Origin of the sequence: Paraflavisolibacter caeni (genome assembly GCF_025628885.1) — a bacterium.
Taxonomy (GTDB): domain Bacteria; phylum Bacteroidota; class Bacteroidia; order Chitinophagales; family Chitinophagaceae; genus Flavisolibacter; species Flavisolibacter caeni.
In genome coordinates this window covers 1-22,273 of sequence record NZ_JAOTIF010000023.1, presented here as the reverse complement: position 1 = coordinate 22,273, position 22,273 = coordinate 1, and the positions used below count along the sequence as shown (strand labels likewise).

The following is a 22,273-nucleotide window of genomic DNA, read 5'->3' as shown; positions in this document are numbered from 1 at the left end:
TCACTTTGCAGCTCGTTCCATAAACAAGTAGCGTTCCCTGTACTTTTCGGGTTCTACTCGTGTATGTACATCAATGTGCATGACAGGCACAGGATTGCTTGTGTTTACAGCTGGCCACTCAGATAATCCGGCTCCATTGGGATTACCTGTCTTAATAAAATTGGCAAAATACTCCTGCATGATGCGGGAAACTTTGTAATCATCTTCGGTCCATGCATATACCTTGTTGGTAGAAAGGTTGCCCATCGCATATTCGATCTCGGCTGAATGAACTGCCCCTTTTGCAGGAGGAGCTGGCGCAGCCGTTGTGTTTAGCTGCACACCACCAGCCAGGCCAGCCGAAGCATTCCCCATTTCAGGCCTCATGGCAGGCCGGGGTCTTTCGTATAAATAGCGGTAAACAGGTTTTCCTGCCGTCTTGTTGTGAACATCGGACCATTTCCAGGTACTGAAGGCAATGAAGCGATCTCCGGCAAGGCCTGTAGCTATACGCTCCACTTCTTCTTCTGTTGCCGGGTTGTAAAGCTTCAACACTTCTTCTGCCTGTGAACCATAGAGCCGCTGAACCGCTTTAGCAAAGTTTTCTTTTGTGGGACTCTCATTTCCCAGGATTGCCTTATAGTTCATTTCTTCACTGTTCCAGCCAACGAGCAAGGGCACACGGGCTTGTTCGCCTGCTTCAAAAATTGCATATGGATTCTTCGGGAAGAAATAGCCATCAATAGTTCTTGGAAAGCGGAAAGGATCCTGTTTGGTAGAAGCCTTCAACAGTGAGTCCGCATTCATTTCCCTTAGCTCGGCCAGGGAATTGGCATTTATGCTTTTAGCAAATTGAACTCCGACTTGCTCTCCTTCACTGAGCGGAACAGCAGACAATGTCCCTAGCAAAGAACCACTTTCGCCAATGGCACCTGCAATTAGGTTCTTGGAGAGCGGAGAAGCCATTTGAGCGCTGACAGAAATAGATCCTGCGGATTCTCCGGCAATAGTCACTTTCTTAGGATCACCACCAAAAGCAGCAATATTCTGTTGCACCCATTGTAAAGCAGCGGCCTGATCCAGCAGGCCATAGTTGCCAGAGGCATGGTGAGGAGATTCCTTTGTTAATTCCGGATGGGACAAGAAACCAAATACACCAAGACGGTAATTAACTGTTAGTGCAAGAATACCTTTTTGAGCCATACTTTCGCCATCATATCGGGGTTCGGAACCATCGCCAGCGACAAAGCCACCGCCATAGAAATATACCAGCACAGGTAAGAGTTCCTTCCCTTTCCTGGTGGACGCCCAGACGTTCAGGTACAAACAATCTTCGCTCATACCATTGGAACGGAAATTCATGTCGCCAAAAATGGGTGCCTGCATGGCCCTTGGCCCAAACTGGTTTGCCTTACGTACACCCTGCCAGTTTTGTACAGGCTGGGGCTCTCTCCACCTCATTGCGCCAACAGGAGGAGCAGCAAAGGGAATTCCCTTGAACGAGCGAACACCACTCTTTTCCAGTACCCCTTCAACAATACCATTCACTGTTCTTACTTGCAAACTATTGTTATCAGAACCTTTTGTAGCATCCTGTTTTTTACTTTGAGCAATACCGGCCATCAGCAGTAGTGTTGTAAACAGACAAAGAAGCAAAAACTTTCTCATAAAAAATACTTATTTAGAAGCTGTTTTCAATTCATTGATGGGTTTTTCAGGTTCTAATACCTTATGTACTTTTTCAACCACAACATCCTTGGACAAGGCAAGGGAAGCCGTTTGTTTGATATCCTTAGAAGAAGCACCTATAGCCACTTTGTAATTACCGGCTTCGGCTATCCAGGCAGATGCGTTTGGATGAAAAGAAGCCAGGTCATCCGCCCTGATCGTAAAGGTAAGCTTTTGAGATTGTCCGGGTTTCAGCAATGCGGTTTTTGCAAATGCCTTTAATTCAGCGGCGGGTTTATCCAGGCTTTTTGAAGGAGCTGTAATGTATAGCTGCACGACTTCCTTGCCAGGCAGTTTGCCATTATCGGTGACCGTTACCGTTGCATTGAATTGCCCTTTTTGGTCAGGGGCACTCAACTGTAAGTCGCCATACTTGAAATCTGTATAAGACAAGCCATACCCAAATTCATAGGCAGGCTTTACATTGAAAGTATTGTAATAGCGGTAGCCTGTGTAAATACCTTCTTCATACACCACTTCGGCGGCTTTATCATTTATAAAAAAGGAGCGGTTGTTTGGATCTGGACCTTCCAGTGTTTTCCCGGGAAAGTTTTGAGCAGAAGAAACATCTTTATAATCCATCGGAAAGGTTGTAGCCAGCTTACCGGAAGGTGTTACCTTGCCACTCACTATATCAGCAATCGCATTTCCGGCTTCTTGTCCTGGCTGCCAGGTAAGTAGTATGGCATCAACCCCATCTCTCCAACTTGCCACTTCGATGACGCCGCCCACATTCAATAACACCACTACCTTTTTTCCTTTGGCATGAAAAGCATCCGATATATTTTTCAGCAGTTCTTTTTCTATTGCAGAGAGATAATAGTCGTTCTCTAATTTTCTGTCAGCAAACTCGCCTGAATTCCTTCCGATAGTCACCATGGCGACATCCGTAGCTTCGGCCATTTTTGCAATTATGTCTGCCGGTACATTGTATTCTTCAATTGGGGGCGGCAACAGGAAAAAATTGCGCGTTTTAGGCCTCTTTGCCTTTTGTTCTGATATGTAAGTATGATAGGGCATACTTAAGGATTCATCGGGTGAAAGACCAGCTTCTTTCAGACCATCGATCAGGGAGACGGTATAAGCTTCATTGACATCACCACTGCCAGTACCCCCCGTTACCATATCATAGGTCGCATTACCGAAGACAGCTACTTTGGCTGCGTGCGGCAGCGGAAGTACAGCACCTTCATTCTTTAACAACACCATACCTTCTGCAGCAGCCATTCGTGCAATTTGAGCGTTGCCCCTTAGGTCAGGCTTGTTGGAGTATTTGTACTTTTTAAAGCTTGGTGTTTGCAGTACAATCGTGAGTAAGCGTTCTACATTCTGGTCCAACACTTTCTCATCGAGAGTATGGTTTTGTACCGCTTCCAGTATTGCTTTTTGCTGCTTGGCTGTCCCTGGCATCAACAAGTCATTGCCAGCTTTCATTTGAGCCACGGCATCACTGCCACCAAACCAATCGGTCATTACAAAACCTTTAAAACCCCACTCATCCCTGAGCACAGTGGTCAGCAGGTCATGGCGCTCTGATGTATAGGTACCATTGATCTTATTGTAGGACGACATGACTGTCCAGGGTTTTGATTCTTTCAAAGCGAGTTGGAAGCCGCGCAGGTAAATTTCTCTCAGCGGTCTTTGTCCAACAATCACATTAATAGTATTTCGGTTCCATTCATGGTTGTTGGCAGCAAAGTGTTTTATGGAAGTGCCCACACCTTGCGACTGCACGCCATTGACCATAGCTGCTGTCATTTTACCATTGATCAGGGGGTCTTCTGAATAGTACTCAAAGTTTCTGCCTCCTAAAGGATTGCGATGGTTGTTCAGAGCTGGAGCCAGCAGGATGTCCACACCATATTCTTTTACTTCATTTCCCATAGCACTGCCTACTTTCTTCACCAGGTCTACATCCCAGGAAGAAGCCAGCAAAGTGGCGATAGGAAAAGCCGTACAGAAATAAGATACAGAGGAATCCTTACCCCGATATGGAGCAATACGCAAACCGGCAGGACCATCAGCCAGTACTATGGAAGGGATACCCAGGCGGGAAATAGCAATGGTGGTACCTGCGGAACCAGGCACTTTATTTTCTGTTTGACCAACAACTGGTCCTTGCATATCAGGAGAAAGTCCCGGGAAATTCATGCCGGTACCAACTACCATAGACACCTTCTCTTCAAGTGTCATGGCTTTCACTACTTCCTTTACAGGACTGGAGCCTAATTGGGGAACATTTTTGTTTTGCGCAAACAAAGAGGAAGTTACAAGGACGAATAGCAAACAAGTTGCTAACTTCAAATTCGGGTTCTTCATGGCAAGTAATGTTAGAGGGTTATATTGTGTCAGCTTGACACAATATAAATGATAATTTTGGAATCCATAAAATATTTTTATTTGCATACATGCAGCATCAAGAAACAAACTTCTTTAAGGAACAGCTTAGAACGGGTGAAGCATTGTATTTACCTTCTATATCTGTTGACTGTGTCATTTTTGGCTTTCATGCGGGCCAATTCAAAGTATTACTGTTAAAATACAAGCACAACAACAAATGGGCGTTACCAGGAGGTTTTGTTTATAAAGATGAAGATGTAGAAAATGCAGCGATCCGGGTATTGAACGAGCGCACCCAATTAAAAGACATATTCCTGCAACAGTTCTATTTGTTTGGAGATGTCGAACGCAGCAAAGAAAAGCATGCAGAAAAGTTGCTGCAGGAGGAAGGCATTGAAGATATAGATGCCCACTGGCTGCAACAGAGATTTGTAACTGCTGGTTATTATGCACTGGTAGAATATAATAAAGTAAAGCCAGTACCGGATGCGTTGTCCAGTGAATGTACCTGGCATAGCATTACTGACTTACCTGATCTCATCATCGATCATAAGCAAATTATAGAAAAGGGGCTCCAGGTACTCAGGAGGCAGTTGAACTTCCAACCTGTGGGTTATAACCTTCTTCCGGAAGTATTTCCGATTAAAGAGTTACAATTGATTTATGAGACGATTCTCGGTAAGAAACTGGACCGGGCCAACTTCCAGCGGAAGATACTGAGTTACGGCATACTTGATAAAAAGGAAAAGCATTATTCGGGTGGTGCGCACAAAGCTCCTTACCTGTATTCTTTCAATAAGGAAAGTTATTTCAAGGCATTGGAGAATGGACTAGCGAAGGAGTGGTAGGAACCGAGGGAATGACGAATGATTCGAATCAGGAATGGGGTATTGAGGTTTGGAGTTTGAGGTTTGGAGTTTGGAGTTGGAAGTTGGGGGGATTCAAAACTTGGAGGGTGGGGGTTGGTTGTGTATCTTTAGACTCAGTTCCATTAACTCCGTTCAGGGCATTGAAGGCGTTCTGCCGGTAGGTTGTTTTCCCCTTATTTAGGAGCATTTGCTCAATTCAGATCGAAGCATAGTCGAAAGATGGTCGAAGGATAGTCGAAGGATGATCGAAGGATGGTCGAAGGATGGTCGAAGTAGCCTAGGCTTAGGTATGCTTAAAGTATAGCTAAAGTACGGCTATGGTACGGCTTAAGTAGGGAGTATCTATGGAGTAGGTAGGGAGTAAGTAGAGGGAATGGATGGAGTAAGTATTACAAAAAGTTGAGGAGAAAGTATATATCTTCGCGGCATACATGGTTCCTGCTTTCATGATTTTATGAAACGGGATTAAAAGGGAAACCGGTGTAAATCCGGTGCTATCCCCGTAGCTGTAAGTTCCTTCAATAGTTGTTGATCCTCTTTAGTCACTGTCGGTTTGCGATGGGAAGACTTTCAACAATGGAACGAGCCAGAAGACCTGCCAGGTATCATTTATAATTCACGGCTTTCGGGTGAAAAGCATGGAAAGTAAATAACCTCCTACTGGCAGGCCATTTATATTTCATCGGTTTTTTCTTTTCTCGGAAGCTCATTGTTCACTAATTAATTATCAACAATGAGCAAAAAATTAGGACTCATTACCTCCAGCCTTTTAGCAGGCATCTGTGCGATGGCACAAAAAGACAGTATTTCTTCCAGGGACTTACAGGAAGTGATTGTAACCGCCAACAAATTCCCGCAAAAACAAAACACGACTGGAAAGGTGATTTCTGTGATCACAAAAGAGCAAATTGCAAGGAATAGCGGGAAGACACTTGGCCAGCTTTTGAATGAGCAGGCTGGTATCACCATCAATGGAGCATTGAACAATTTAGGAATGAGCCAGTCGCTATTTATGCGCGGTGCGGCATCAGGAAGAACGCTCCTATTGGTTGATGGTGTACCAGTATATGATCCAACCCTTATTAACAATGAATTTGATTTGAACCTGATTGCGCTGAACCAGGTAGAATGTATTGAAATATGTAGGGGTGCACAATCAACATTGTACGGTTCTGACGCTGTAGCCGGCGTTATCAACATCATTACTGCCAAACAAAAAACATCGAAGCCTTTTCATTTGAATGCAGGTTTCAGCGGAGGCAACTACAATACCTTCAAAGGTAATCTCCAGGTCAGCGGGCAGGAAGGAAAGTTATCGTATGCAGCCAAGTACTCAAAGATCAGGACAGATGGATTTTCATCAGCTTTTGATAGTTCGGGCAAACAGGATTTTGACAAGGATGGCTATCATGGAGATGTTGTGAACACCTCGCTTAAATACCAGGTAAATCCGGCTTTATCGATCAGGACCTTTGCGCAATACAGCCGTAACAAAACGGAGTTGGATGCAGGTGCTTTCACCGATGAAAGAGACTACTCTTTTACCAATAAAGCAGTGCTGGCAGGAAGTGGTGTTGCTTACCAAAAAAACAAGGTAAGCCTAGCACTCAATTACCAGTATGGAGACAACAGGCGTGACTATCTAAACGACAGCCTGCATGCTGAAGGCTTTGCCAAATATTCAACGGATCACTACTATGGCAAAACACAGTTTGTTGAAGCGTTTTCCAACATAGACCTTGGAGGCGGCTTTAGTTTCCTGCAAGGTGCTGATTACCGCTTCAGCAGCATGAACAGCCAGTATTATTCTTTAAGTTCATATGGACCTTACCAATCTGCATTCAAGGACACCTCTCACAGCCAGGCGTCTGTATATGGCTCCCTGTTTTACAGTGGATTGAAGGAAAGATTGCATGCAGACCTGGGAGGGAGAATTAATGTGCATTCACGATATGGAAGCAATAGCACTTTCTCATTCAATCCATCATTTGCGATCACGCAACATTATAGGGTATTTGGTAGCTATGCAACCGCATTTAAAGCACCTACCTTATATCAATTGTATTCAGCTTATGGCAACCAGGAACTGAAACCTGAGCAAGCCCGTACTTATGAACTGGGAGCGCAGCAACAGCATCTGCATTTCAGCAACCGGGTTGTATTCTTCCAACGAAAAATCACCAATGGATTAGACTTTAATTATCTCTCTTACAAATACTATAATATCAATCAACAAACAGTAAAAGGTATAGAGTGGGAAAACACCATCCAGGCAGTCAGGAATCTGACCATTGGAATCAATTACACCTATTTACAACCAAAGGAGCATTCACAAAGCAGGACCACTTACCAGGATACTGTATACAAGTACATGCTGAGAAGGCCACAGCACCAGGTGAATATCAATGTGGGTTATCAATTCACTGATGCATTATTTGCCAGCGTGAGTGCGAAATATGCCAGCAAGCGATATGATGTAGGCGGCTATCAAAAAGAAGACGTGGCATTGGATGATTACCTTGTTGTAAATGCGCATGCAGCATACAAGTTCAAAAAATTTGTGCAATTGTTTGTGGATGCCCAAAATGTTACCAACAGGAAGTTCTTTGACGTTTGGGGTTATAATTCTATTCCATTGCTCGTGAGTGGCGGTTTCACATTTTCATTGTAAACAATTATTCATCATCATAAACAAACATTTATGTCCATTCAAAAAATCGATCCCCGGTTTACAGTTTTAATCCTCCTTATGATTGCAGCAGCAGCTATGCGTATTCCAGATGCTGCATGCGTAACGCCCTGGTCAAACTTTACGCCAATCGGTGCAATGGGTTTGTTTAGTGGCGCCTATTTTACCAAGAAGTGGAAAGCTGTACTGTTTTCAATGCTCACTTTATTTGTCAGCGACCTGATCATCAACATCTTCATACATGAAGGCAAATTTGGCATTATGTATAACGGATGGTATGTGATCTATGGGATATTTGTGTTGATTTGCTTTATCGGTAATTGGCTGATTACTACAGTCAATGTGAAAAATGTATTAGCGGCAGCTATTGTAGCTTCGCTTAGTCATTGGCTGATCGCTGATTTTGGAGTATGGGCAGGCGGAGGATTAGACCTGAGGACCATGCAACCATTGAGCCGCAATTGGGAAGGTTTACTTCAATGCTATATGCAGGGGTTACCTTATATGAAGAATTTTTTAGCAGGCACGATCATTTATAGCAGTATTTTGTTTGGTTCATTTGAATGGATGAAGCAAAGAAACACTTCTTTACAATTAACCATCAACTAAGATCAATGAAAGCTTGTTCTTTTTTACCTGCAGCCACACAAATGATCTATGACATGGGATTAGAACAAGAGTTGTATGGAGTGACATTTGAATGTCCCTCCATTGCACTCCATGATAAACCCAAAGTAGTACGTTGTGTACTGGAAGGCAAGCAATATTCCAGTGCTGAGATTGACAAGATCTTTTCTGCCTCCAAAGCACAGGGAAAGAGCTTGTATTATGTAGACGAAGAACTGCTGCAGTCCATAGAGCCAGACATCATCTTTACACAGGATGTATGCGAAGTGTGCCAGATCGATACGGTTTGCACTAGTGCTGCTGTAGCCAAACTAAAAAAGCAGCCTGGGGTTATTTCCTTAACGCCACAAAGCCTGGAAGATGTTTATCAGTCTACTATTATCATTGCTAAAGCCTTGGGAAAGGAAGAAGCTGCATACAATTATCTTGCTTCTTTGCAAAAAAGAACAGACAGGATACTGGATGTATTGCGTTTACACCGCATGCCATTGAAGAGAGTAATGGTAATGGAGTGGATGGATCCCATCTATAATTGCGGGCATTGGATCCCCTTCCAGGTTGCACAAGCAGGTGGTGTGGACATGCTCAGCAATCCTGCAGGTGATTCTATTGTAACATCCTGGGATAAGTTAGTGAAGTATGATCCAGAAGTATTGGTGGTGGCGCCCTGTGGCTTTCATATTGACCGCACAGCAGAAGAAATACACCTGCTGACAGAAAGGAAAGAATGGAAGCAGTTGAAAGCAGTTCAGGAACAGCAGGTTTATATGGCAGACTTTGACTTGTTTACACAACCCAGTGCCGGCACCCTTGTAGACGGCATTGAGTTGTTGTCTGCATTATTTCATCCGGAACTTTTTCATGTTCCTGAGCATTTGCAACATAAAGCAGTGAACCTTTATCAATCCAATGCATATGCCCATACATGAAGATAAAAGATGCCCCAGGTGCAGCAACGTTTTTGAGTGTAAGGCAGGAAGCATCGCCCAATGCGATTGCAGTAAAATTGTTTTAAGCCTGGAAGAAAGAGCATTTATAGAAGACAAGTACAAAGATTGTCTTTGTCTCAACTGTTTGAAAGACCTGAAAAACAAATACGTCTTTTTTAAAGAAAAATATTTCGGATGATCAGTTTAATTACAGGCGGTGCCCGTAGCGGCAAAAGCACCTATGCTCAGAAGGCTGCACTGGCACTGTCCAATACACCTGTATATGTAGCCACCTCCCAGGTTGCAGAAGAAGATGAAGAATTTGCAGCAAGAGTAGGACGGCACCAAAAGGAAAGGGATCAACGCTGGACCACCTATGAAGAGCCTATGCACCTTGCAAAATTGCCATTATCAAAGCAGACTGTTGTAATCGATTGTGTGACCCTATGGCTCACCAACTTTTTTACATTTTATGACAGCGACGTTGATCTCTGCCTGGAAGCGATACAAAAAGAGATTGATCACCTGTCCACGTTGGATGCGTCGATTTTCATTGTGAGCAATGAATTAGGAATGGGTTTGCATGCCTCAACAGAAGCCGGACGTAAGTTTACAGACCTCCAGGGATGGGCCAATCAATACATTGCACAAATGGCAGATGAAGTCATCTTCATGGTAGCAGGTTTACCCGTCACGATTAAACCCAATCAACATGGCTCATAAATCATACTTCAACTGGAGTGGCGGCAAGGATAGCTCGCTGGCTTTGTACCATGCATTGAAAGATAACAACTATAGCATAGAACGCCTGCTCACCAATATCAACAATCAATACGGACGTGTATCCATGCATGGCGTACAGGAAGCTTTGATGGAACAGCAGGCAGAAGCTATTGGCTTGCCACTGCAAAAACTGGTATTGCCCGATCAACCATCGATGAGTGAATATGAAGCGTATATGATGCAGACACTACAAGGATTAAAGGAGGAGCAGTTTACCCATGCTTTCTTTGGTGATATCTTTCTGGAAGACTTAAAGGTGTACAGGGAAACGCAATTGGCCAGGATTGGTGTCAATGCCGTTTTCCCATTATGGAAGAGAGACACGACAGAGTTGCTTCATGAATTTATAGACCTGGGTTTTAAAACGATATTGGTTTGCATCAAAGCAGAATTACTGGATCAGAGCTTTGCGGGCCGTATTATAGATCGGGACTTTATCAAGGACCTGCCCAAAGGAGTTGATCCATGTGGAGAAAACGGCGAGTTTCACACTTTTGTTTTTGACGGGCCCATCTTCCAAAAACCAGTTCTCTTTGAAAAAGGTGAAGTTGTTTTCCGAGAATACAAAGCACCCAAGGAAGACAGTGACAATTGTTTTTCGGGGCAACCGCCCCGTCCGGCGAGTATGGGCTTTTGGTTTTGCGATCTTTTACCCGTTACACAAAAAGAATTCATTTCATGAACCAGGAATTTAATAATATGAAAGAAGAATATTTGGAACAACAACTCAGGCAAAAGATCAACAGCAAGACAAAGCCAATAGGAGCGTTGGGCTATTTGGAAAATATTGCCTTGCAGGTTGGATGCATACAACAAACTTTATCGCCTGTTATTACAAATCCCCATGTCATTGTTTTTGCAGGAGACCATGGTGTGGCACAAACTGAATTGGTGAATCCATATCCGCAGGCGGTTACAGCTCAAATGGTGCTCAACTTTTTAGAGGGAGGAGCTGCCATCAACGTGTTTTGCCGCCAGCATCAAATTGCATTAAAGATAGTAGATGCAGGCGTCAACCAACAATGGAGCGAAGCGATACAGCATGAGGATTTTATCCAGGCAAAAATTGCCTATGGTACCAGTAATTACATTGATCACCCGGCCATGTCGGAAGCCGAGGCAAAAAAGGCTATTGAGGAGGGTAAAAAGATCGTAAAACAAGTGGGCTTGCAAGGTTGCAACACCATAGGATTTGGAGAGATGGGGATTAGTAATACCTCTTCAGCCTCTTTGATCATGAGTATCCTGCTTCAGTTGCCCATAAAAGAATGTACAGGCAGAGGAACAGGCGCTTCAGACAGCCAGTTGGAAATCAAGAAGTATGTATTACAGAAAGTAATTGATAAACATGAATTGAACAACTTCATCGACCAGCCCATAAAACTATTATCAATAATTGGAGGGTTTGAAATCGCCATGATGGTGGGTGCTTATCTGCAGGCTGCAGAAAACAAAATGGTTATTGTTGTCGATGGTTTTATTGCAACAGCAGCTTTACTGGTGGCCCATCAGATCAATAAAAACGTATTACAGTTCTGCATATTTGCGCATGCTTCAGAAGAGCAGGGACACCAGAAGATGTTGCACTATTTACAGGCAAAACCTTTATTAACCTTAGGCTTGCGACTAGGCGAAGGCACCGGTGCGGCATTGGCAATACCACTCATACAATCCGCCGTTGCTTTTTTAAACCAGATGGCTTCTTTTGAATCGGCTGGCGTCAGCACTAAAATGTAAAGCATTGAGAAAAGAAATACGCATATTTTTTACAGCCCTGATGTTCCTGACACGCTTACCTGTACCACAAATGACGGATCATTCGCCGGAATATTTAGAGAAAGCCGCCAAGTACTTTCCACTGATCGGTTGGATCGTTGGCAGCATCAGTGTATTGATGTTCTTCCTCTGTTATTCCTTTTTATCTATTGAGCTTTCTGTTTTGGCTTCTATAATTGCAGGTGTGATCACAACAGGCGCTTTTCATGAAGACGGCTTTGCTGATGCCTGTGATGCCTTTGGAGGCGGCTGGACTAAAGAAAAGATATTGGACATCATGAAAGATAGCCGGCTCGGCACTTTTGGGGTAATCGGTTTAATAAGCATGCTGGCAACGAAGTATTTATTGCTTAGAGAAATAACTGCCTTATTTGTTTCTACATCTTCGACATTAACCATAGTGGGCATCTTCCTGATGGCACACGCGCTTAGCCGGTTTATGGCAGTTGTAGCCATACAAACGTCTGTTTATGTTTTTTCGCAGGAAAAAAGTAAGTCGAAGCCACTGGCTTCGAGGAGATTGATGACTTTTGAACTATTGAGCGCGGGCTTATTTAGCTTATTGCCTTTTATTGTCTTACCTTCCCAATACCTGCTTGTCATCGCCCCTATGCTGGTTACAACCTTTTTACTCATCCGTTATTTTAAAAAATGGATCGGGGGGTATACGGGAGATTGTTTAGGCGCCATTCAACAAGCAACAGAAGTGGTTTGTTATTTGTCAATAATCTTACTATGGAAATATACCTGATCAGGCATACAAAACCCAATATTACCAGAGATACTTGTTATGGGCAGGCAGATCTTGACGTAGTGGAATCATTTCATGATGAAGCTAAATGCATCCGGGAGTACCTGCCTGAATGTATTGAAAAAGTGTACAGCAGTCCTTTGAAAAGGTGCAGGCAACTAGCTGAACATTTATTTCCGGAACACCATATTCATTTTGATGACCGGCTGAAGGAAATCAATTGCGGGGAGTGGGAACTGAAATTATGGAACGATATTGATCAGGACATATTGAAACAGTGGATGGAAGATTTTGCCAATGTTGTGATACCTGGTGGTGAAAGCTACACGCACCTTTATGAGCGCGCTAAAGCGTTTTTTCAATCCCTGCATCCTCAATTCAAAAGGATCGCTATTGTTTCACATGGTGGTGTCATCAGGAGCATTTTATCTTTTATAGAGAATGTTGCGTTGGTAGATTCTTTTAAGATGTTTTCCTTGTTTTATGGATGCGTGGTCAAGGTAGAAGTCAAAGCGCAGCAATATGCGCATACCATACTTTATAACAGGCAGCCTGTTGAAGGATAAATTCTAAAAATGCAATGACGTAACACTTTCCATTTGAACAGTTTCAATACTTTAGCTTTTCAATCCAGTTAGAAGGGCGCAGTATGTCATTTATCAGAACTTATACATTCAAAACTCAAATAGCCAGGCCAGCACTTTTAGATTTTATAGCTAAAACACCTCCGGAGTACTTCTATTTCCTGGTAACTGGCGGCCCTCACGTATACGGCATGTTCCTGACGGATGACGTGGTTGAGTACTTTACCAATGAATTTCCTGTTCAATCCTTTGAAATTGTGGAACCAGGAGCGCTCAGGGAGATATTATCACAACCGGGATGCAAGATATGGGGGAATAGGGAGTTGGTGTATCTTTAGGATATAAAGCTAATTGAAATGAAAAAGATCCTGGTTATCCTTAACGCAGGGCATTTTCCGCAACATGTCATTTCAAGCGCAATTGATATTGCCAAGAAATCCTCTTCTTTTATCTATGCAGTTTTCCTGAACGATCTGAAAACATCGCCGGAATTTGATTATCCTTTTCCTAACGACCTTGCACTGGCCGGCACGAATGTATTAACAGAACAGGCCAAGTTGGAAAACAGGAAAAGAATAGAAAGCGAACTCCAGGTATTCAAAGATGGGTGTGATGTCGAGGGGATTCCTTTCTCTTTTGAAATTGATGAGGTAACTTCAGTAAGTCATTTATTACACATCAGTTCTTTTTCGGATCTCATTATGGCTGATGCACGGTCAGATTCAGATGAATACTCTATTAAAGACATCCTTATTGGTGCACACGCGCCTGTGCTTCTTGTCTCACGAGAATGGAAGTCCCCTGAAAAGATCATTTTATGTTATGATGGAAAGTTATCCAGCATCTATGCTATAAAAATATTCAGCTACGTCTTTCCTGAATGGACGGGATTACCAGCAAAGATTATATATGTAACTTCAAAGCAAGACGAGCAACTTCCTCATGAAGGTCATTTTCAAAACTGGATAAACCATCACTTTAGTAACCTGGAAAGTGAAATCCTGCATGGAAATGCGGAGGAACAAATCGTCAATTATATACACCCGGATTCTGAAGGCAAAATAGTGGTGATGGGGTCGTATGGAGAGCATACGTTGTCCCGGATTTTTCACACGAGTTTGTCTAATGCAGTAAGGACACAGACCTATGCATCATTATTCATTACGCATGAATAATGAAGTGAAACCTGGAAATATCAGGAGCCAGTCGGTTCTGGCCTTGATGAAGATGGTGAACTGCCCCTCTGACGGGCATCAATTGCCCTCCCCAATTCATCAATAAACTCCTGGACATCATAACTGCCATTCCAGCGGCGTATACCTTTAACAAGCACAATATCTTGTGGAGGTGTAACACCAGGCGCCCCTTCATATTTTAAGAGGCGGGCGTAATAAATTCCAGACCGGTCCGTAATTATTTTATAATGCGCAGGGTCTCCCAAAAAACGCACAACAGCTTTCCACTCCATAGGTTACGACATTTAAAACCCAAAAGTTCTTGTGCAAAAAGGATACCCTACTGATCAGGAAATATCAAACAGAAAGCCTGATTGCGTATGATCCACTTACCTTCCACAGTAAGTCTAAATTCATACACAACCAGGCTTTGCTTCAGATGCGTCAATTATGGACAACAGTCCACAATTGTATCTTACAATTATTTTAACAACAATGTTCCGTGGCAACACTTTCCTTGCAAATACTGCAAAACCGCAACAGTTGCTGGATCATTTGCTGGTGACCTACAAAGTCATCTGGCTTTGTAAACATTTCCACGCCAAAGCGGCGGCAGAACATCCGGTCCATTTCGCTGCTGGAGGTTGTAAAAACCACTACAGGTATTGAGCTGTATTTCTCCTCGCTTTTTAAGATCGCTAAGGTTTCACGGCCATTTAATATAGGCATATTCATGTCTAAAATAATAAGACATGGAAACTGGGAAGGATCTTCAATGCTACCCAAATGATCAAGCACTTCACGACCATTATTAGCCTCTGTTATTTGATGATGATGATCAATCCCTTCTAATGCTTCACGCATCAGCATCAGGTCATCATTGTCGTCGTCGGCCCAAAGAATATGATGTTGTCTCGTATGTTGTGTCTTCATAAATACGTTTAGCAAACATTTTAACAGGCTTAGTTCTGGGGAGAAGCTTAAAAAGGGTACTTAAAGGATTGACTACAAAAGTATCTTATATACATAAATACCGTTGATTCATTCGCCCTAAAGCCCTTTTTGTCCGTTGAGCCCAGTTCTTTACCTGTTGATGCAAAAGAAAAAATAAGTAAAAAGCGAGAAAAATACAAGAGGTTGTTACCGAATTGGTTAAATGATTGAAAACACCCTTCTTTAACAACAAAACAACGTTCTTTGCAAACCTGCTAAAATGATCTTATAATCCGGCTAAAGAAAGCTCATTCATTGATCAATGGTTCAACATTTATATTAATTTCAGCACTATGAAGAGTTATTTAATTTCTTGTTCTACTTTCCTGATGCTCTTGGTTGCACTGCTGACAACACCAGCCTGTACCCCTAAGGTTTCGAAAAGCCTGACCTCTGATGATGTTTGGAACGAAGTGCCTCGCATCCTGCAGCAAATCAAGGCCCCAGATTTCCGCGATAAAGACTACGTAATTACCGCTTATGGAGCAGTTGGAGATGGTTCTGCTAATTGCTCTGATGCTTTTAAAAAAGCTATTGCAGCATGTAACAAGGAAGGTGGAGGAAGAGTGGTTGTTCCACAGGGCACCTTTCTCACAGGTCCTATTCATTTGAAAAGCAATGTTAATCTCCATGTAGTGAAAGGAGGCAAAATTCTGTTCTCTACCAAACCGGAAGATTACCTGCCTTTGGTATATACCCGATGGGAAGGCATAGAATTGATGAACTACTCTCCTTTTATCTATGCTTTTGAACAAAAGAACATTGCTATTACCGGTGAAGGTATTATTGACGGGCAATCCAATGAAACGAATTGGTGGCCATGGAAAGGTAACCTTCAGGATGGTTGGAAACCGGGAACGCCGAACCAGAATGACAAGGATAAAAGACCGGCCTTATTTGAGATGGCTGAAAAAGGGGTGCCGGTAGCAGAACGTAAGTTCGGACCAGGCTTTTATCTGCGTCCGCAATTTGTGCAGCCTTACCGTTGTGAGAATGTATTGATTGAAGGGGTAACCTTCATTAACTCGCCAATGTGGATATTGAATCCTGTATTGTGTAACAATGTGACGATACAAAAAGTAAAGGTTGAAAGCCATGGTCCTAACAACGATGGCTGCGATCCTGAATCCTGTAAAAATGTACTGATCAGGGATTGTTACTTCAATACAGGTGATGACTGTATTGCCATTAAATCAGGTAGGAATGCTGATGGCCGCAAGATCAATATACCCAGTGAAAACATCATCATCCAGGCATGCAAAATGGCTAATGGTCATGGCGGTATTGTGATCGGCAGCGAGATTTCGGGTGGTGTTCGTAATGTATTTGCAGAAAACTGCAACATGAGCAGCCCGGAATTGGACAGGGCGCTCCGTATCAAAACCAGTTCTGCACGTGGAGGCGTTACAGAGAATATCTATATGCGGAATATTGAAGTAGGACAGGTAAAAGAAGAGGTAGTGATTGCTACTATGTTGTATGAAGATGCGGGCAACTACATGCCTACCATCCGCAACATTGAAGTAAAGAACATGAGAGTAAGACAGGGCGGGAAATATGGTGTGCGCCTCGAAGCTTACAAAGAATCACCTATTCAAAACATTCGCTTGATCAATGTCACAATTGATACAGTAAAGACTCCATATAAATTCACGAATGCACGTGATGTTCGCTTTGAGAATGTAAGCATTAATGGGCAGAAGGTGGAGGTGAAACAGGTGAATGGAGAATGGTGAATCAATAATGATCAATAGACGATCATATTGAAATATTAAGTGGCGAACTGATTGGAAGATAAAAAGCATCACGTTTTTCGTGGTGCTTTTTGTTGAAGGAAGCATCAGCACATAGGCGCTAATTTGTAGATTAAACTTCAAAATCTATTTCACATAAATCGTAACCTGCTTTGAAAGCAGCTTCAAAGATTCCATTGTAAACTTTATCGAGATCTTTTGGAACCATATCCCACCAAAGCGCATATTTGTTCAATATACCTGATGGAACCAGCTTTAAAAATGCCGGGCTATCTGATTGGAACATCCAATCAACACGATTACCTTTTAAAATACCGCTTACAGATTTGCGCTTGATGGTAAAGGAAAGTACGACACTTTGGTAATGGCTCCGGAAAGAATCCACACCAAGCTTTAACTGCTTGTATCGTTTGGAGGTCGGCATGGGTAAGTAAGTATCTCTTGAGCTCCAACTTATTGAAAATCAAACCACAAATGCCATACCAAATATAAATTGATTTATATATCCTTTTATTATTCATACGATAAATACATTCGCAGAAGATAACTGGCTTAAACCACCGGTTTAAATTTCAACATTTATGGCAGACGGATACAAAACAGTTGCATATTCTCAAACCACTTTATCAGAATTGATGATACCTTCTTACTCCAATTTCGGAGGAAAGATACATGGAGGTGTGATCCTGTCATTAATGGATAAAGTAGCTTATGTGTGTGCAGCCAAACATGCAGACGCTTATTGTGTGACAGCTTCAATTGACACAGTAGACTTCCTGGCGCCGGTGGAAGTGGGAGAAATCGTATCTCTGCTAGCATCAGTAAATTATGTTGGGACCTCTTCGCTCATTATAGGTATTAAGGTAGTATCAGAAAATGTAAAAACACGTGTTATGAAACATACCAATACCAGTTATTTTACAATGGTAGCATTGGACGATAACAACAAACCAGTGCAGGTACCGGGCCTGATCCTGCAAAATAGCAATGAAATCAGGCGTTTTTATGAGGCTACAAGACGAAAGGAATTTAAGAAGGTCTATAAGGCGGAACAAATAAAAATTAAAGCATCTACAGACATTGAAGATTACCTGGAGACGCTTAAGGATGAACGTTGTGTTATAGAGGGAAAGTTTGCTTGAGAAATGAAGCAATAATCGCCAATGGAGAATGAAGAACTAACCCATGCTAAACCCAAAGTTGCTACTGGTTTCTACAACATTGAGCGTATTCACTTTGAAAGTGCCGTCATTCAGCCTGTTCCCTTCAAACCATTGGCAAATAACGTCGCCGTCCTCAAATCCTTTCATCTTTAAAAACTCGTCGGCAGCCTTGAGTCCAAAGTTTGATTTGTCTGAACCAATCACCCTTTGAACAGTCATCCTGGGGCCGCCGGATTTCAATTGTACAATGTCACCTGTTTTCATCTTACTATTTATTAGGGTGATGATACATGCAGATTACATTCATAAAGTTAATGGTAAATACACTCAGGAACTGCCATTTTTTAAAAATGAGGCAGGTCTGCATCCATAGTCTGCTGATCGATCGTTTTTACGCTTTCATTTGCATTCTCAATTGAAGACAGTTTTATAGAACTAATGGCTTTACTGTTTTTTGAAAAGCTGATATGAGGATAGAGTTCCAGGTGATTTTCTGCTGATCCTTCCAAAATAATGTCTGCATATAATCCATTCTCTTTCATATACAAGAAAGCAGAACCAATTGGTGGGCTATCATAATCAAATTCCTTTGTTACCTTAACAGGATTATCAAACATCCAGTACGTGCTCGGGTCCAGATATATATACTTTAATACTGTTTTCATGCCCGCTATGCGCAATAACAAAGCCAGTATGGATGATACCTCCTTCTTTTAAAGACTCTTAACATATATATACAAGCAATCGTTAAAAAAAATTGGCATGTTTTTGTCAATATATACAATGAAGCAAACCTACATGTGATGGAAGCTACAAGGTACATAACGACAGTAAAGAACAAATGGACCGGTCTGAAGAAGGGCAACCATCTTTTACTTCAACTCTGTTTATTACCAATTACGGGGAATGACCCTTTACTGTTTTATTTTTTCTTAAATAGCTTTACCTACCTCAAACAAAGAGCCTCAAGTGCGAAAACAGCTTATTCTGATAAGTTCAAAATATTCATGCACAACCTCAACTGAAGGCAATTAATTAGATTCCTTTCAAACCACTCTTCATTGAACTTCTGATGAATGAATAGGGAAATTAAGTACACATTTATTCCTTAAAATGAAAACATAAGGAACTCATACATATATCAAAATCATGGCTTAATTATTGAATAATAACAAAGAAATCAGGTTAACCAGGGAACATTTACTTTAAAACTTGAAAAAGAAACGCTCAATCAACAAATAATAGCTTTAAAAAAATATATAGAATTAATTAAGATACTAAAGGATTTCATATGGCAAGCAATCGTTCTCGCCCGCTATTTCTATAGCGGGCTTTTAGTCAATGAGTCAGTGCTATTGATAGTGCACTCAATGAACAGCCTTATTTATTCAATTTGTAAATATTAGATAATGGAAAAAATTGCAAGCTTCACAATTGAAGTTCCCTACCGCACACCAGGAAATAGAATCATCAATAAAAACATCGACTTTGATATTTTTAAAGACGGTAACCATTACACGGCTGCACCATTGTGTGGCCTAGAAGAAAGAAGAATAGCAAGCCTTCCGCCTGAATTGAGTTTTGAATTTAAAAATGGCAAGCCGCTGTCAAGCAGGGGCATCAAAGAAGGAAATATTGAAGTGATTAACAGGATTGCCGGTCTGCTTAAGGAACACGACTTAATTAATGGCACCTAATTATCAAGTACGAGTAATGGGTACCCTATACCCATTACTCATTACTCATCACTCATTTTTCTTCCGCCATTAGCTTTTGAAGGAAGCTCCCAGCCTGGTTACAATAAGATTGCCCGAATGTAACTTCTGGTTCAAGCTGGTTGATCTGTAGTACCAGGTCATGAAAACTAGAGAAGTCCGGATCATCAATGATGCCGGCAAAGTACTTGTCAAATTCATCAATGATTCCCAGTTGTGTGCCGCAATTCACTTCTTTCTTCAACAATGCCGCTTTCGCAGCAATGATCATTGTGCTGTAGGCATAATAGATCGCGTCTGCATATTCACCTGAAACCAGGGCAGCTTTTGCCTTCTTTAATTTTTCATTTGCCTCATTGAATAGAGAAGCAGTCAGGTCGATGATCACACCAGCACATTCACCTGTACCGATAGCCGTTTTAAATGGCTCATCGTTGCCCCAATCCACATAATCATCATCAGTCAGTAATGATGTATCTGTCATGGGTTTCAGCATTTGATAGAAATAGTCTTTCCCATTCCGGATATAATATTGTTGAAAATTTTCTCCTCCAAATGCATAGGCAGTATAGTCATCCAGTATAGAAGTAAGTACTTGTGGCGCCCGTTTGGAAGGCACTTTAATCACCTTATCAGCAATCCTTCCCCGGCCATCGCCCATTACTCCACCACCTAACAGCACCTGTACTGCCGGAACAACCTTATTATTGGCCTTAATGGAACTTCCATGAAATCCAATCTGTGCTAAGCCATGATGCCCGCAGGAGTTCATACAGCCGCTTATTTTGATCTTGATATCTCGATTATAGATCAGGCGCTCATATTTTTCGTAGATCAATTGCTCCAGCACACCCGCCAGTCCCAGGCTATTAGCGATACCCAGGTTACAAGTATTTGTCCCCCTGCAGGTAGTGATGTCTGCAACACTGTCGCAGCCCGGTTCTGCCAACCCTAGTTGATCCAGATTGCTGAAGAGAACAGGCAAAGCTTCTTTGTTGGCATAGCGTAACACAAAGCCCTGTGTTTGTGTAATACGGATATCATCTGCAACTAACCCTTGTATAGCACTCACAAATTTCCTGGCCAGCTCTGAAGTCATATCACCACCATTGATCTTAACAGCGATCCCATAAAAACCCAGCTGTTTTTGAGCAATTACGTTCGTAGCCAGCCAATGCTGGTATTTAGGGGAATGAATAGTTGATGCACCGTATTGAATCGCATCTGGTCTGGGCAAAGACAAAGGTTCTGACGTAAAGTCTACCAAGTAAGCTTCCGGATTAACCGCGACCTGCTCCTTTTCAATCAGTCGTAACATTTCTTCTACGCCTAATTGGTTGACCAGGAACTTCAGTCTTGCTTTATGGCGGTTGTTTCGTTCACCATAACGACCGAAAACTCTTAGCGTTGACTCTATAAATGATATCAACTCTGCTTCTGGCAAAAACTCTTTGGCTACTGGAGCAAGGGCAGGTTGTGCCCCCAACCCACCACCAACCAGCACTTTAAAGCCACGCTGCCGGGCACCATTCACCAATTTGATTTTAGGAATAAACCCTAAATCATGAATAAAGGAGAAAGCAGTATCATCTTCGCTGGAAGAGAAGGAGATTTTTACTTTACGACCCATTTCCTGGGCAACTGGATTGCGGAGGAAATATTTATATACAGCATATGCATATGGGGTTACGTCAAAAAGCTCTGAGGAATCAATGCCTGCAGTAGGTGAAGCCGTAACGTTCCGCACGGTATTCCCTCCTGAGCCTCTCAGGGTAATGTCTTCCTGTTCTAAAGCAGCCCAGAGTTCGGGCGTCTTTCCAAGGCTGGCACCATAGATCTGGATGGCCTGCCGCGTAGTAAGATGCAGGTATTTACTGGCATATTTGTCTGCAACATCAGCAATGCACAACAATTGTCTGAAATTGAGCTTTCCCATCGGCACTTTGATACGGACCATTTGCACACCAAATTGCCGTTGGCTATATACGCCTCTCGCTGTACGCATGCCACGGAATTCATCGTCCCTGATCTTTCCCAGTGCGAAATCAAGTATTTTATCTTTCAGGTCTTGAATATCCTGTACCACTAGTGGGTTTTCTAGTTGACTTATCAATGTCTTCATCTTCTTTCTCTTTTAAAAATTTATAAAGCTTTCAATGCTTCTATGCGTTGCCAGCGTTTACGCAAGCCTTCGTTTGCCAAATCCAAAAATTCACTCGCTCTTTCTGGCGCACTGTTTTTTATGGTGGCAAACCTGTTCTCTTTGTATAAGAATTCTTCCAATGCTACAGAAGGATCTTTACTATCCAGTGTGAAGCGTTCCCCTTGATCTTTCAGCGGATTGAAGCGGAACAGTGGCCAATAACCTGATTTCACTGCAAGATCCTGCTGGATTAGGCCATTCTGCATTTCATAACC

General features: G+C 42.3%; 24 protein-coding genes and 1 riboswitch. Of the genes, 15 read left to right on the top strand and 9 right to left on the bottom strand.

Features of this window, described 5'->3' with window-relative positions:
* Both OCK74_RS21620 and OCK74_RS21615 read right to left on the bottom strand, forming a co-directional pair.
* The gene (locus tag OCK74_RS21620) at nt 1-1,647 is read right to left on the bottom strand and encodes a carboxylesterase/lipase family protein (RefSeq protein ID WP_279299176.1); all 1,647 of its coding nucleotides are present in this window, start codon (nt 1,645-1,647) and stop codon (nt 1-3) included.
* A 9-nt stretch (nt 1,648-1,656) separates the two neighbouring features.
* Nucleotides 1,657-4,026 (bottom strand): glycoside hydrolase family 3 C-terminal domain-containing protein, encoded by a 2,370-nt coding sequence (locus tag OCK74_RS21615; RefSeq protein ID WP_279299175.1) that lies wholly within the window; start codon nt 4,024-4,026, stop codon nt 1,657-1,659.
* Nucleotides 4,027-4,115: 89 nt separating this feature from the next.
* Between OCK74_RS21615 and OCK74_RS21610 the strand changes: the two genes are divergently transcribed.
* From OCK74_RS21610 to OCK74_RS21555, 12 genes are all read left to right on the top strand, one after another.
* A complete protein-coding gene (locus tag OCK74_RS21610) occupies nt 4,116-4,895 on the top strand; it encodes an NUDIX hydrolase (protein ID WP_279299174.1) in 780 nt (259 codons plus the stop codon).
* A gap of 436 nt (nt 4,896-5,331) precedes the next feature.
* A riboswitch (cobalamin riboswitch) is annotated at nt 5,332-5,533 on the top strand.
* 116 nt (nt 5,534-5,649) lie between these two features.
* Complete coding sequence (locus tag OCK74_RS21605; protein ID WP_279299173.1) at nt 5,650-7,587, top strand: TonB-dependent receptor plug domain-containing protein; 1,938 nt, start codon at nt 5,650-5,652, stop codon at nt 7,585-7,587.
* Between the two features lie 30 nt (nt 7,588-7,617).
* Nucleotides 7,618-8,214, top strand: coding sequence for a DUF6580 family putative transport protein (locus tag OCK74_RS21600; RefSeq protein WP_279299172.1), 597 nt, complete (start codon nt 7,618-7,620; stop codon nt 8,212-8,214).
* 5 nt (nt 8,215-8,219) lie between these two features.
* On the top strand, nt 8,220-9,161 hold the full coding sequence (locus OCK74_RS21595) for an ABC transporter substrate-binding protein (RefSeq protein ID WP_279299171.1): 942 nt from the start codon (nt 8,220-8,222) through the stop codon (nt 9,159-9,161).
* Nucleotides 9,142-9,360: a cysteine-rich CWC family protein gene (locus OCK74_RS21590; protein WP_341483213.1), complete on the top strand. Its 219-nt coding sequence runs from the start codon at nt 9,142-9,144 to the stop codon at nt 9,358-9,360. Before OCK74_RS21595 ends, OCK74_RS21590 begins: the two co-directional genes overlap by 20 nt.
* Nucleotides 9,357-9,884, top strand: coding sequence for a bifunctional adenosylcobinamide kinase/adenosylcobinamide-phosphate guanylyltransferase (locus tag OCK74_RS21585; protein ID WP_279299169.1), 528 nt, complete (start codon nt 9,357-9,359; stop codon nt 9,882-9,884). The genes OCK74_RS21590 and OCK74_RS21585 overlap by 4 nt, the downstream gene beginning before the upstream one ends.
* Entirely contained in the window at nt 9,874-10,626 is a 753-nt protein-coding gene (locus OCK74_RS21580) for a Dph6-related ATP pyrophosphatase (protein ID WP_279299168.1), read from the top strand. The genes OCK74_RS21585 and OCK74_RS21580 overlap by 11 nt, the downstream gene beginning before the upstream one ends.
* Nucleotides 10,623-11,681 carry a nicotinate-nucleotide--dimethylbenzimidazole phosphoribosyltransferase gene (gene cobT / locus OCK74_RS21575; protein WP_279299167.1) on the top strand — a complete coding sequence of 353 codons (1,059 nt, stop codon included), beginning with the start codon at nt 10,623-10,625 and terminating at the stop codon, nt 11,679-11,681. Before OCK74_RS21580 ends, cobT begins: the two co-directional genes overlap by 4 nt.
* A 4-nt stretch (nt 11,682-11,685) precedes the next feature.
* Nucleotides 11,686-12,471 (top strand): adenosylcobinamide-GDP ribazoletransferase, encoded by a 786-nt coding sequence (locus tag OCK74_RS21570; RefSeq protein WP_279299166.1) that lies wholly within the window; start codon nt 11,686-11,688, stop codon nt 12,469-12,471.
* Nucleotides 12,456-13,037: an alpha-ribazole phosphatase family protein gene (gene cobC, locus OCK74_RS21565; RefSeq protein ID WP_279299165.1), complete on the top strand. Its 582-nt coding sequence runs from the start codon at nt 12,456-12,458 to the stop codon at nt 13,035-13,037. The genes OCK74_RS21570 and cobC overlap by 16 nt, the downstream gene beginning before the upstream one ends.
* Before the next feature lie 83 nt (nt 13,038-13,120).
* Entirely contained in the window at nt 13,121-13,393 is a 273-nt protein-coding gene (locus tag OCK74_RS21560; protein ID WP_279299164.1) for a hypothetical protein, read from the top strand.
* Between the two features lie 18 nt (nt 13,394-13,411).
* Complete coding sequence (locus tag OCK74_RS21555; RefSeq protein ID WP_279299163.1) at nt 13,412-14,230, top strand: universal stress protein; 819 nt, start codon at nt 13,412-13,414, stop codon at nt 14,228-14,230.
* Between the two features lie 20 nt (nt 14,231-14,250).
* Here OCK74_RS21555 and OCK74_RS21550 read toward each other — a convergent pair whose 3' ends face one another.
* Complete coding sequence (locus tag OCK74_RS21550) at nt 14,251-14,523, bottom strand: hypothetical protein (protein ID WP_279299162.1); 273 nt, start codon at nt 14,521-14,523, stop codon at nt 14,251-14,253.
* 193 nt (nt 14,524-14,716) lie between these two features.
* Nucleotides 14,717-15,163, bottom strand: coding sequence for a response regulator (locus OCK74_RS21545; RefSeq protein WP_279299161.1), 447 nt, complete (start codon nt 15,161-15,163; stop codon nt 14,717-14,719).
* Between the two features lie 353 nt (nt 15,164-15,516).
* Between OCK74_RS21545 and OCK74_RS21540 the strand changes: the two genes are divergently transcribed.
* Nucleotides 15,517-16,959, top strand: a complete 1,443-nt coding sequence (locus OCK74_RS21540) for a glycoside hydrolase family 28 protein (protein WP_279299160.1) — start codon at nt 15,517-15,519, stop codon at nt 16,957-16,959.
* A gap of 130 nt (nt 16,960-17,089) precedes the next feature.
* Here the strand turns inward: OCK74_RS21540 and OCK74_RS21535 are convergent, their stop codons facing one another.
* Entirely contained in the window at nt 17,090-17,401 is a 312-nt protein-coding gene (locus OCK74_RS21535) for a hypothetical protein (protein WP_279299159.1), read from the bottom strand.
* Nucleotides 17,402-17,558: 157 nt separating this feature from the next.
* Between OCK74_RS21535 and OCK74_RS21530 the strand changes: the two genes are divergently transcribed.
* Nucleotides 17,559-18,119, top strand: coding sequence for an acyl-CoA thioesterase (locus OCK74_RS21530; RefSeq protein WP_279299158.1), 561 nt, complete (start codon nt 17,559-17,561; stop codon nt 18,117-18,119).
* Nucleotides 18,120-18,155: 36 nt separating this feature from the next.
* Here OCK74_RS21530 and OCK74_RS21525 read toward each other — a convergent pair whose 3' ends face one another.
* Entirely contained in the window at nt 18,156-18,404 is a 249-nt protein-coding gene (locus tag OCK74_RS21525) for a DUF2158 domain-containing protein (RefSeq protein WP_279299157.1), read from the bottom strand.
* 80 nt (nt 18,405-18,484) lie between these two features.
* Nucleotides 18,485-18,805, bottom strand: coding sequence for a hypothetical protein (locus OCK74_RS21520; RefSeq protein WP_279299156.1), 321 nt, complete (start codon nt 18,803-18,805; stop codon nt 18,485-18,487).
* Nucleotides 18,806-19,549: 744 nt separating this feature from the next.
* On the opposite strand from OCK74_RS21520, the gene OCK74_RS21515 reads away from it, so the two are divergent.
* Nucleotides 19,550-19,837 carry a hypothetical protein gene (locus OCK74_RS21515; protein WP_279299155.1) on the top strand — a complete coding sequence of 96 codons (288 nt, stop codon included), beginning with the start codon at nt 19,550-19,552 and terminating at the stop codon, nt 19,835-19,837.
* A gap of 52 nt (nt 19,838-19,889) precedes the next feature.
* On the opposite strand, the gene OCK74_RS21510 is transcribed toward OCK74_RS21515, so the two are convergent.
* Together OCK74_RS21510 and OCK74_RS21505 are read right to left on the bottom strand one after the other, a co-directional pair.
* Nucleotides 19,890-21,977 (bottom strand): HEPN domain-containing protein, encoded by a 2,088-nt coding sequence (locus OCK74_RS21510; protein WP_279299154.1) that lies wholly within the window; start codon nt 21,975-21,977, stop codon nt 19,890-19,892.
* A 20-nt stretch (nt 21,978-21,997) separates the two neighbouring features.
* A partial coding sequence (locus tag OCK74_RS21505; protein WP_279299153.1) for a thiamine pyrophosphate-dependent enzyme occupies nt 21,998-22,273 on the bottom strand: 276 nt, incomplete at its 5' end.

What these genes read in the sequence shown, in the direction of transcription:
- OCK74_RS21620 (WP_279299176.1), bottom strand. Translation starts at nt 1,647, where the DNA reads ATGAGAAAGTTTTTGCTTCTTTGTCTGTTTACAACACTACTGCTGATG.
- OCK74_RS21615 (WP_279299175.1), bottom strand. Translation starts at nt 4,026, where the DNA reads ATGAAGAACCCGAATTTGAAGTTAGCAACTTGTTTGCTATTCGTCCTT.
- OCK74_RS21610 (WP_279299174.1), top strand. Translation starts at nt 4,116, where the DNA reads ATGCAGCATCAAGAAACAAACTTCTTTAAGGAACAGCTTAGAACGGGT.
- OCK74_RS21605 (WP_279299173.1), top strand. Translation starts at nt 5,650, where the DNA reads ATGAGCAAAAAATTAGGACTCATTACCTCCAGCCTTTTAGCAGGCATC.
- OCK74_RS21600 (WP_279299172.1), top strand. Translation starts at nt 7,618, where the DNA reads ATGTCCATTCAAAAAATCGATCCCCGGTTTACAGTTTTAATCCTCCTT.
- OCK74_RS21595 (WP_279299171.1), top strand. Translation starts at nt 8,220, where the DNA reads ATGAAAGCTTGTTCTTTTTTACCTGCAGCCACACAAATGATCTATGAC.
- OCK74_RS21590 (WP_341483213.1), top strand. Translation starts at nt 9,142, where the DNA reads ATGCATATGCCCATACATGAAGATAAAAGATGCCCCAGGTGCAGCAAC.
- OCK74_RS21585 (WP_279299169.1), top strand. Translation starts at nt 9,357, where the DNA reads ATGATCAGTTTAATTACAGGCGGTGCCCGTAGCGGCAAAAGCACCTAT.
- OCK74_RS21580 (WP_279299168.1), top strand. Translation starts at nt 9,874, where the DNA reads ATGGCTCATAAATCATACTTCAACTGGAGTGGCGGCAAGGATAGCTCG.
- cobT (WP_279299167.1), top strand. Translation starts at nt 10,623, where the DNA reads ATGAACCAGGAATTTAATAATATGAAAGAAGAATATTTGGAACAACAA.
- cobC (WP_279299165.1), top strand. Translation starts at nt 12,456, where the DNA reads ATGGAAATATACCTGATCAGGCATACAAAACCCAATATTACCAGAGAT.
- OCK74_RS21560 (WP_279299164.1), top strand. Translation starts at nt 13,121, where the DNA reads ATGTCATTTATCAGAACTTATACATTCAAAACTCAAATAGCCAGGCCA.
- OCK74_RS21555 (WP_279299163.1), top strand. Translation starts at nt 13,412, where the DNA reads ATGAAAAAGATCCTGGTTATCCTTAACGCAGGGCATTTTCCGCAACAT.
- OCK74_RS21550 (WP_279299162.1), bottom strand. Translation starts at nt 14,523, where the DNA reads ATGGAGTGGAAAGCTGTTGTGCGTTTTTTGGGAGACCCTGCGCATTAT.
- OCK74_RS21545 (WP_279299161.1), bottom strand. Translation starts at nt 15,163, where the DNA reads ATGAAGACACAACATACGAGACAACATCATATTCTTTGGGCCGACGAC.
- OCK74_RS21540 (WP_279299160.1), top strand. Translation starts at nt 15,517, where the DNA reads ATGAAGAGTTATTTAATTTCTTGTTCTACTTTCCTGATGCTCTTGGTT.
- OCK74_RS21535 (WP_279299159.1), bottom strand. Translation starts at nt 17,401, where the DNA reads ATGCCGACCTCCAAACGATACAAGCAGTTAAAGCTTGGTGTGGATTCT.
- OCK74_RS21530 (WP_279299158.1), top strand. Translation starts at nt 17,559, where the DNA reads ATGGCAGACGGATACAAAACAGTTGCATATTCTCAAACCACTTTATCA.
- OCK74_RS21525 (WP_279299157.1), bottom strand. Translation starts at nt 18,404, where the DNA reads ATGAAAACAGGTGACATTGTACAATTGAAATCCGGCGGCCCCAGGATG.
- OCK74_RS21520 (WP_279299156.1), bottom strand. Translation starts at nt 18,805, where the DNA reads ATGAAAACAGTATTAAAGTATATATATCTGGACCCGAGCACGTACTGG.
- OCK74_RS21515 (WP_279299155.1), top strand. Translation starts at nt 19,550, where the DNA reads ATGGAAAAAATTGCAAGCTTCACAATTGAAGTTCCCTACCGCACACCA.
- OCK74_RS21510 (WP_279299154.1), bottom strand. Translation starts at nt 21,977, where the DNA reads ATGAAGACATTGATAAGTCAACTAGAAAACCCACTAGTGGTACAGGAT.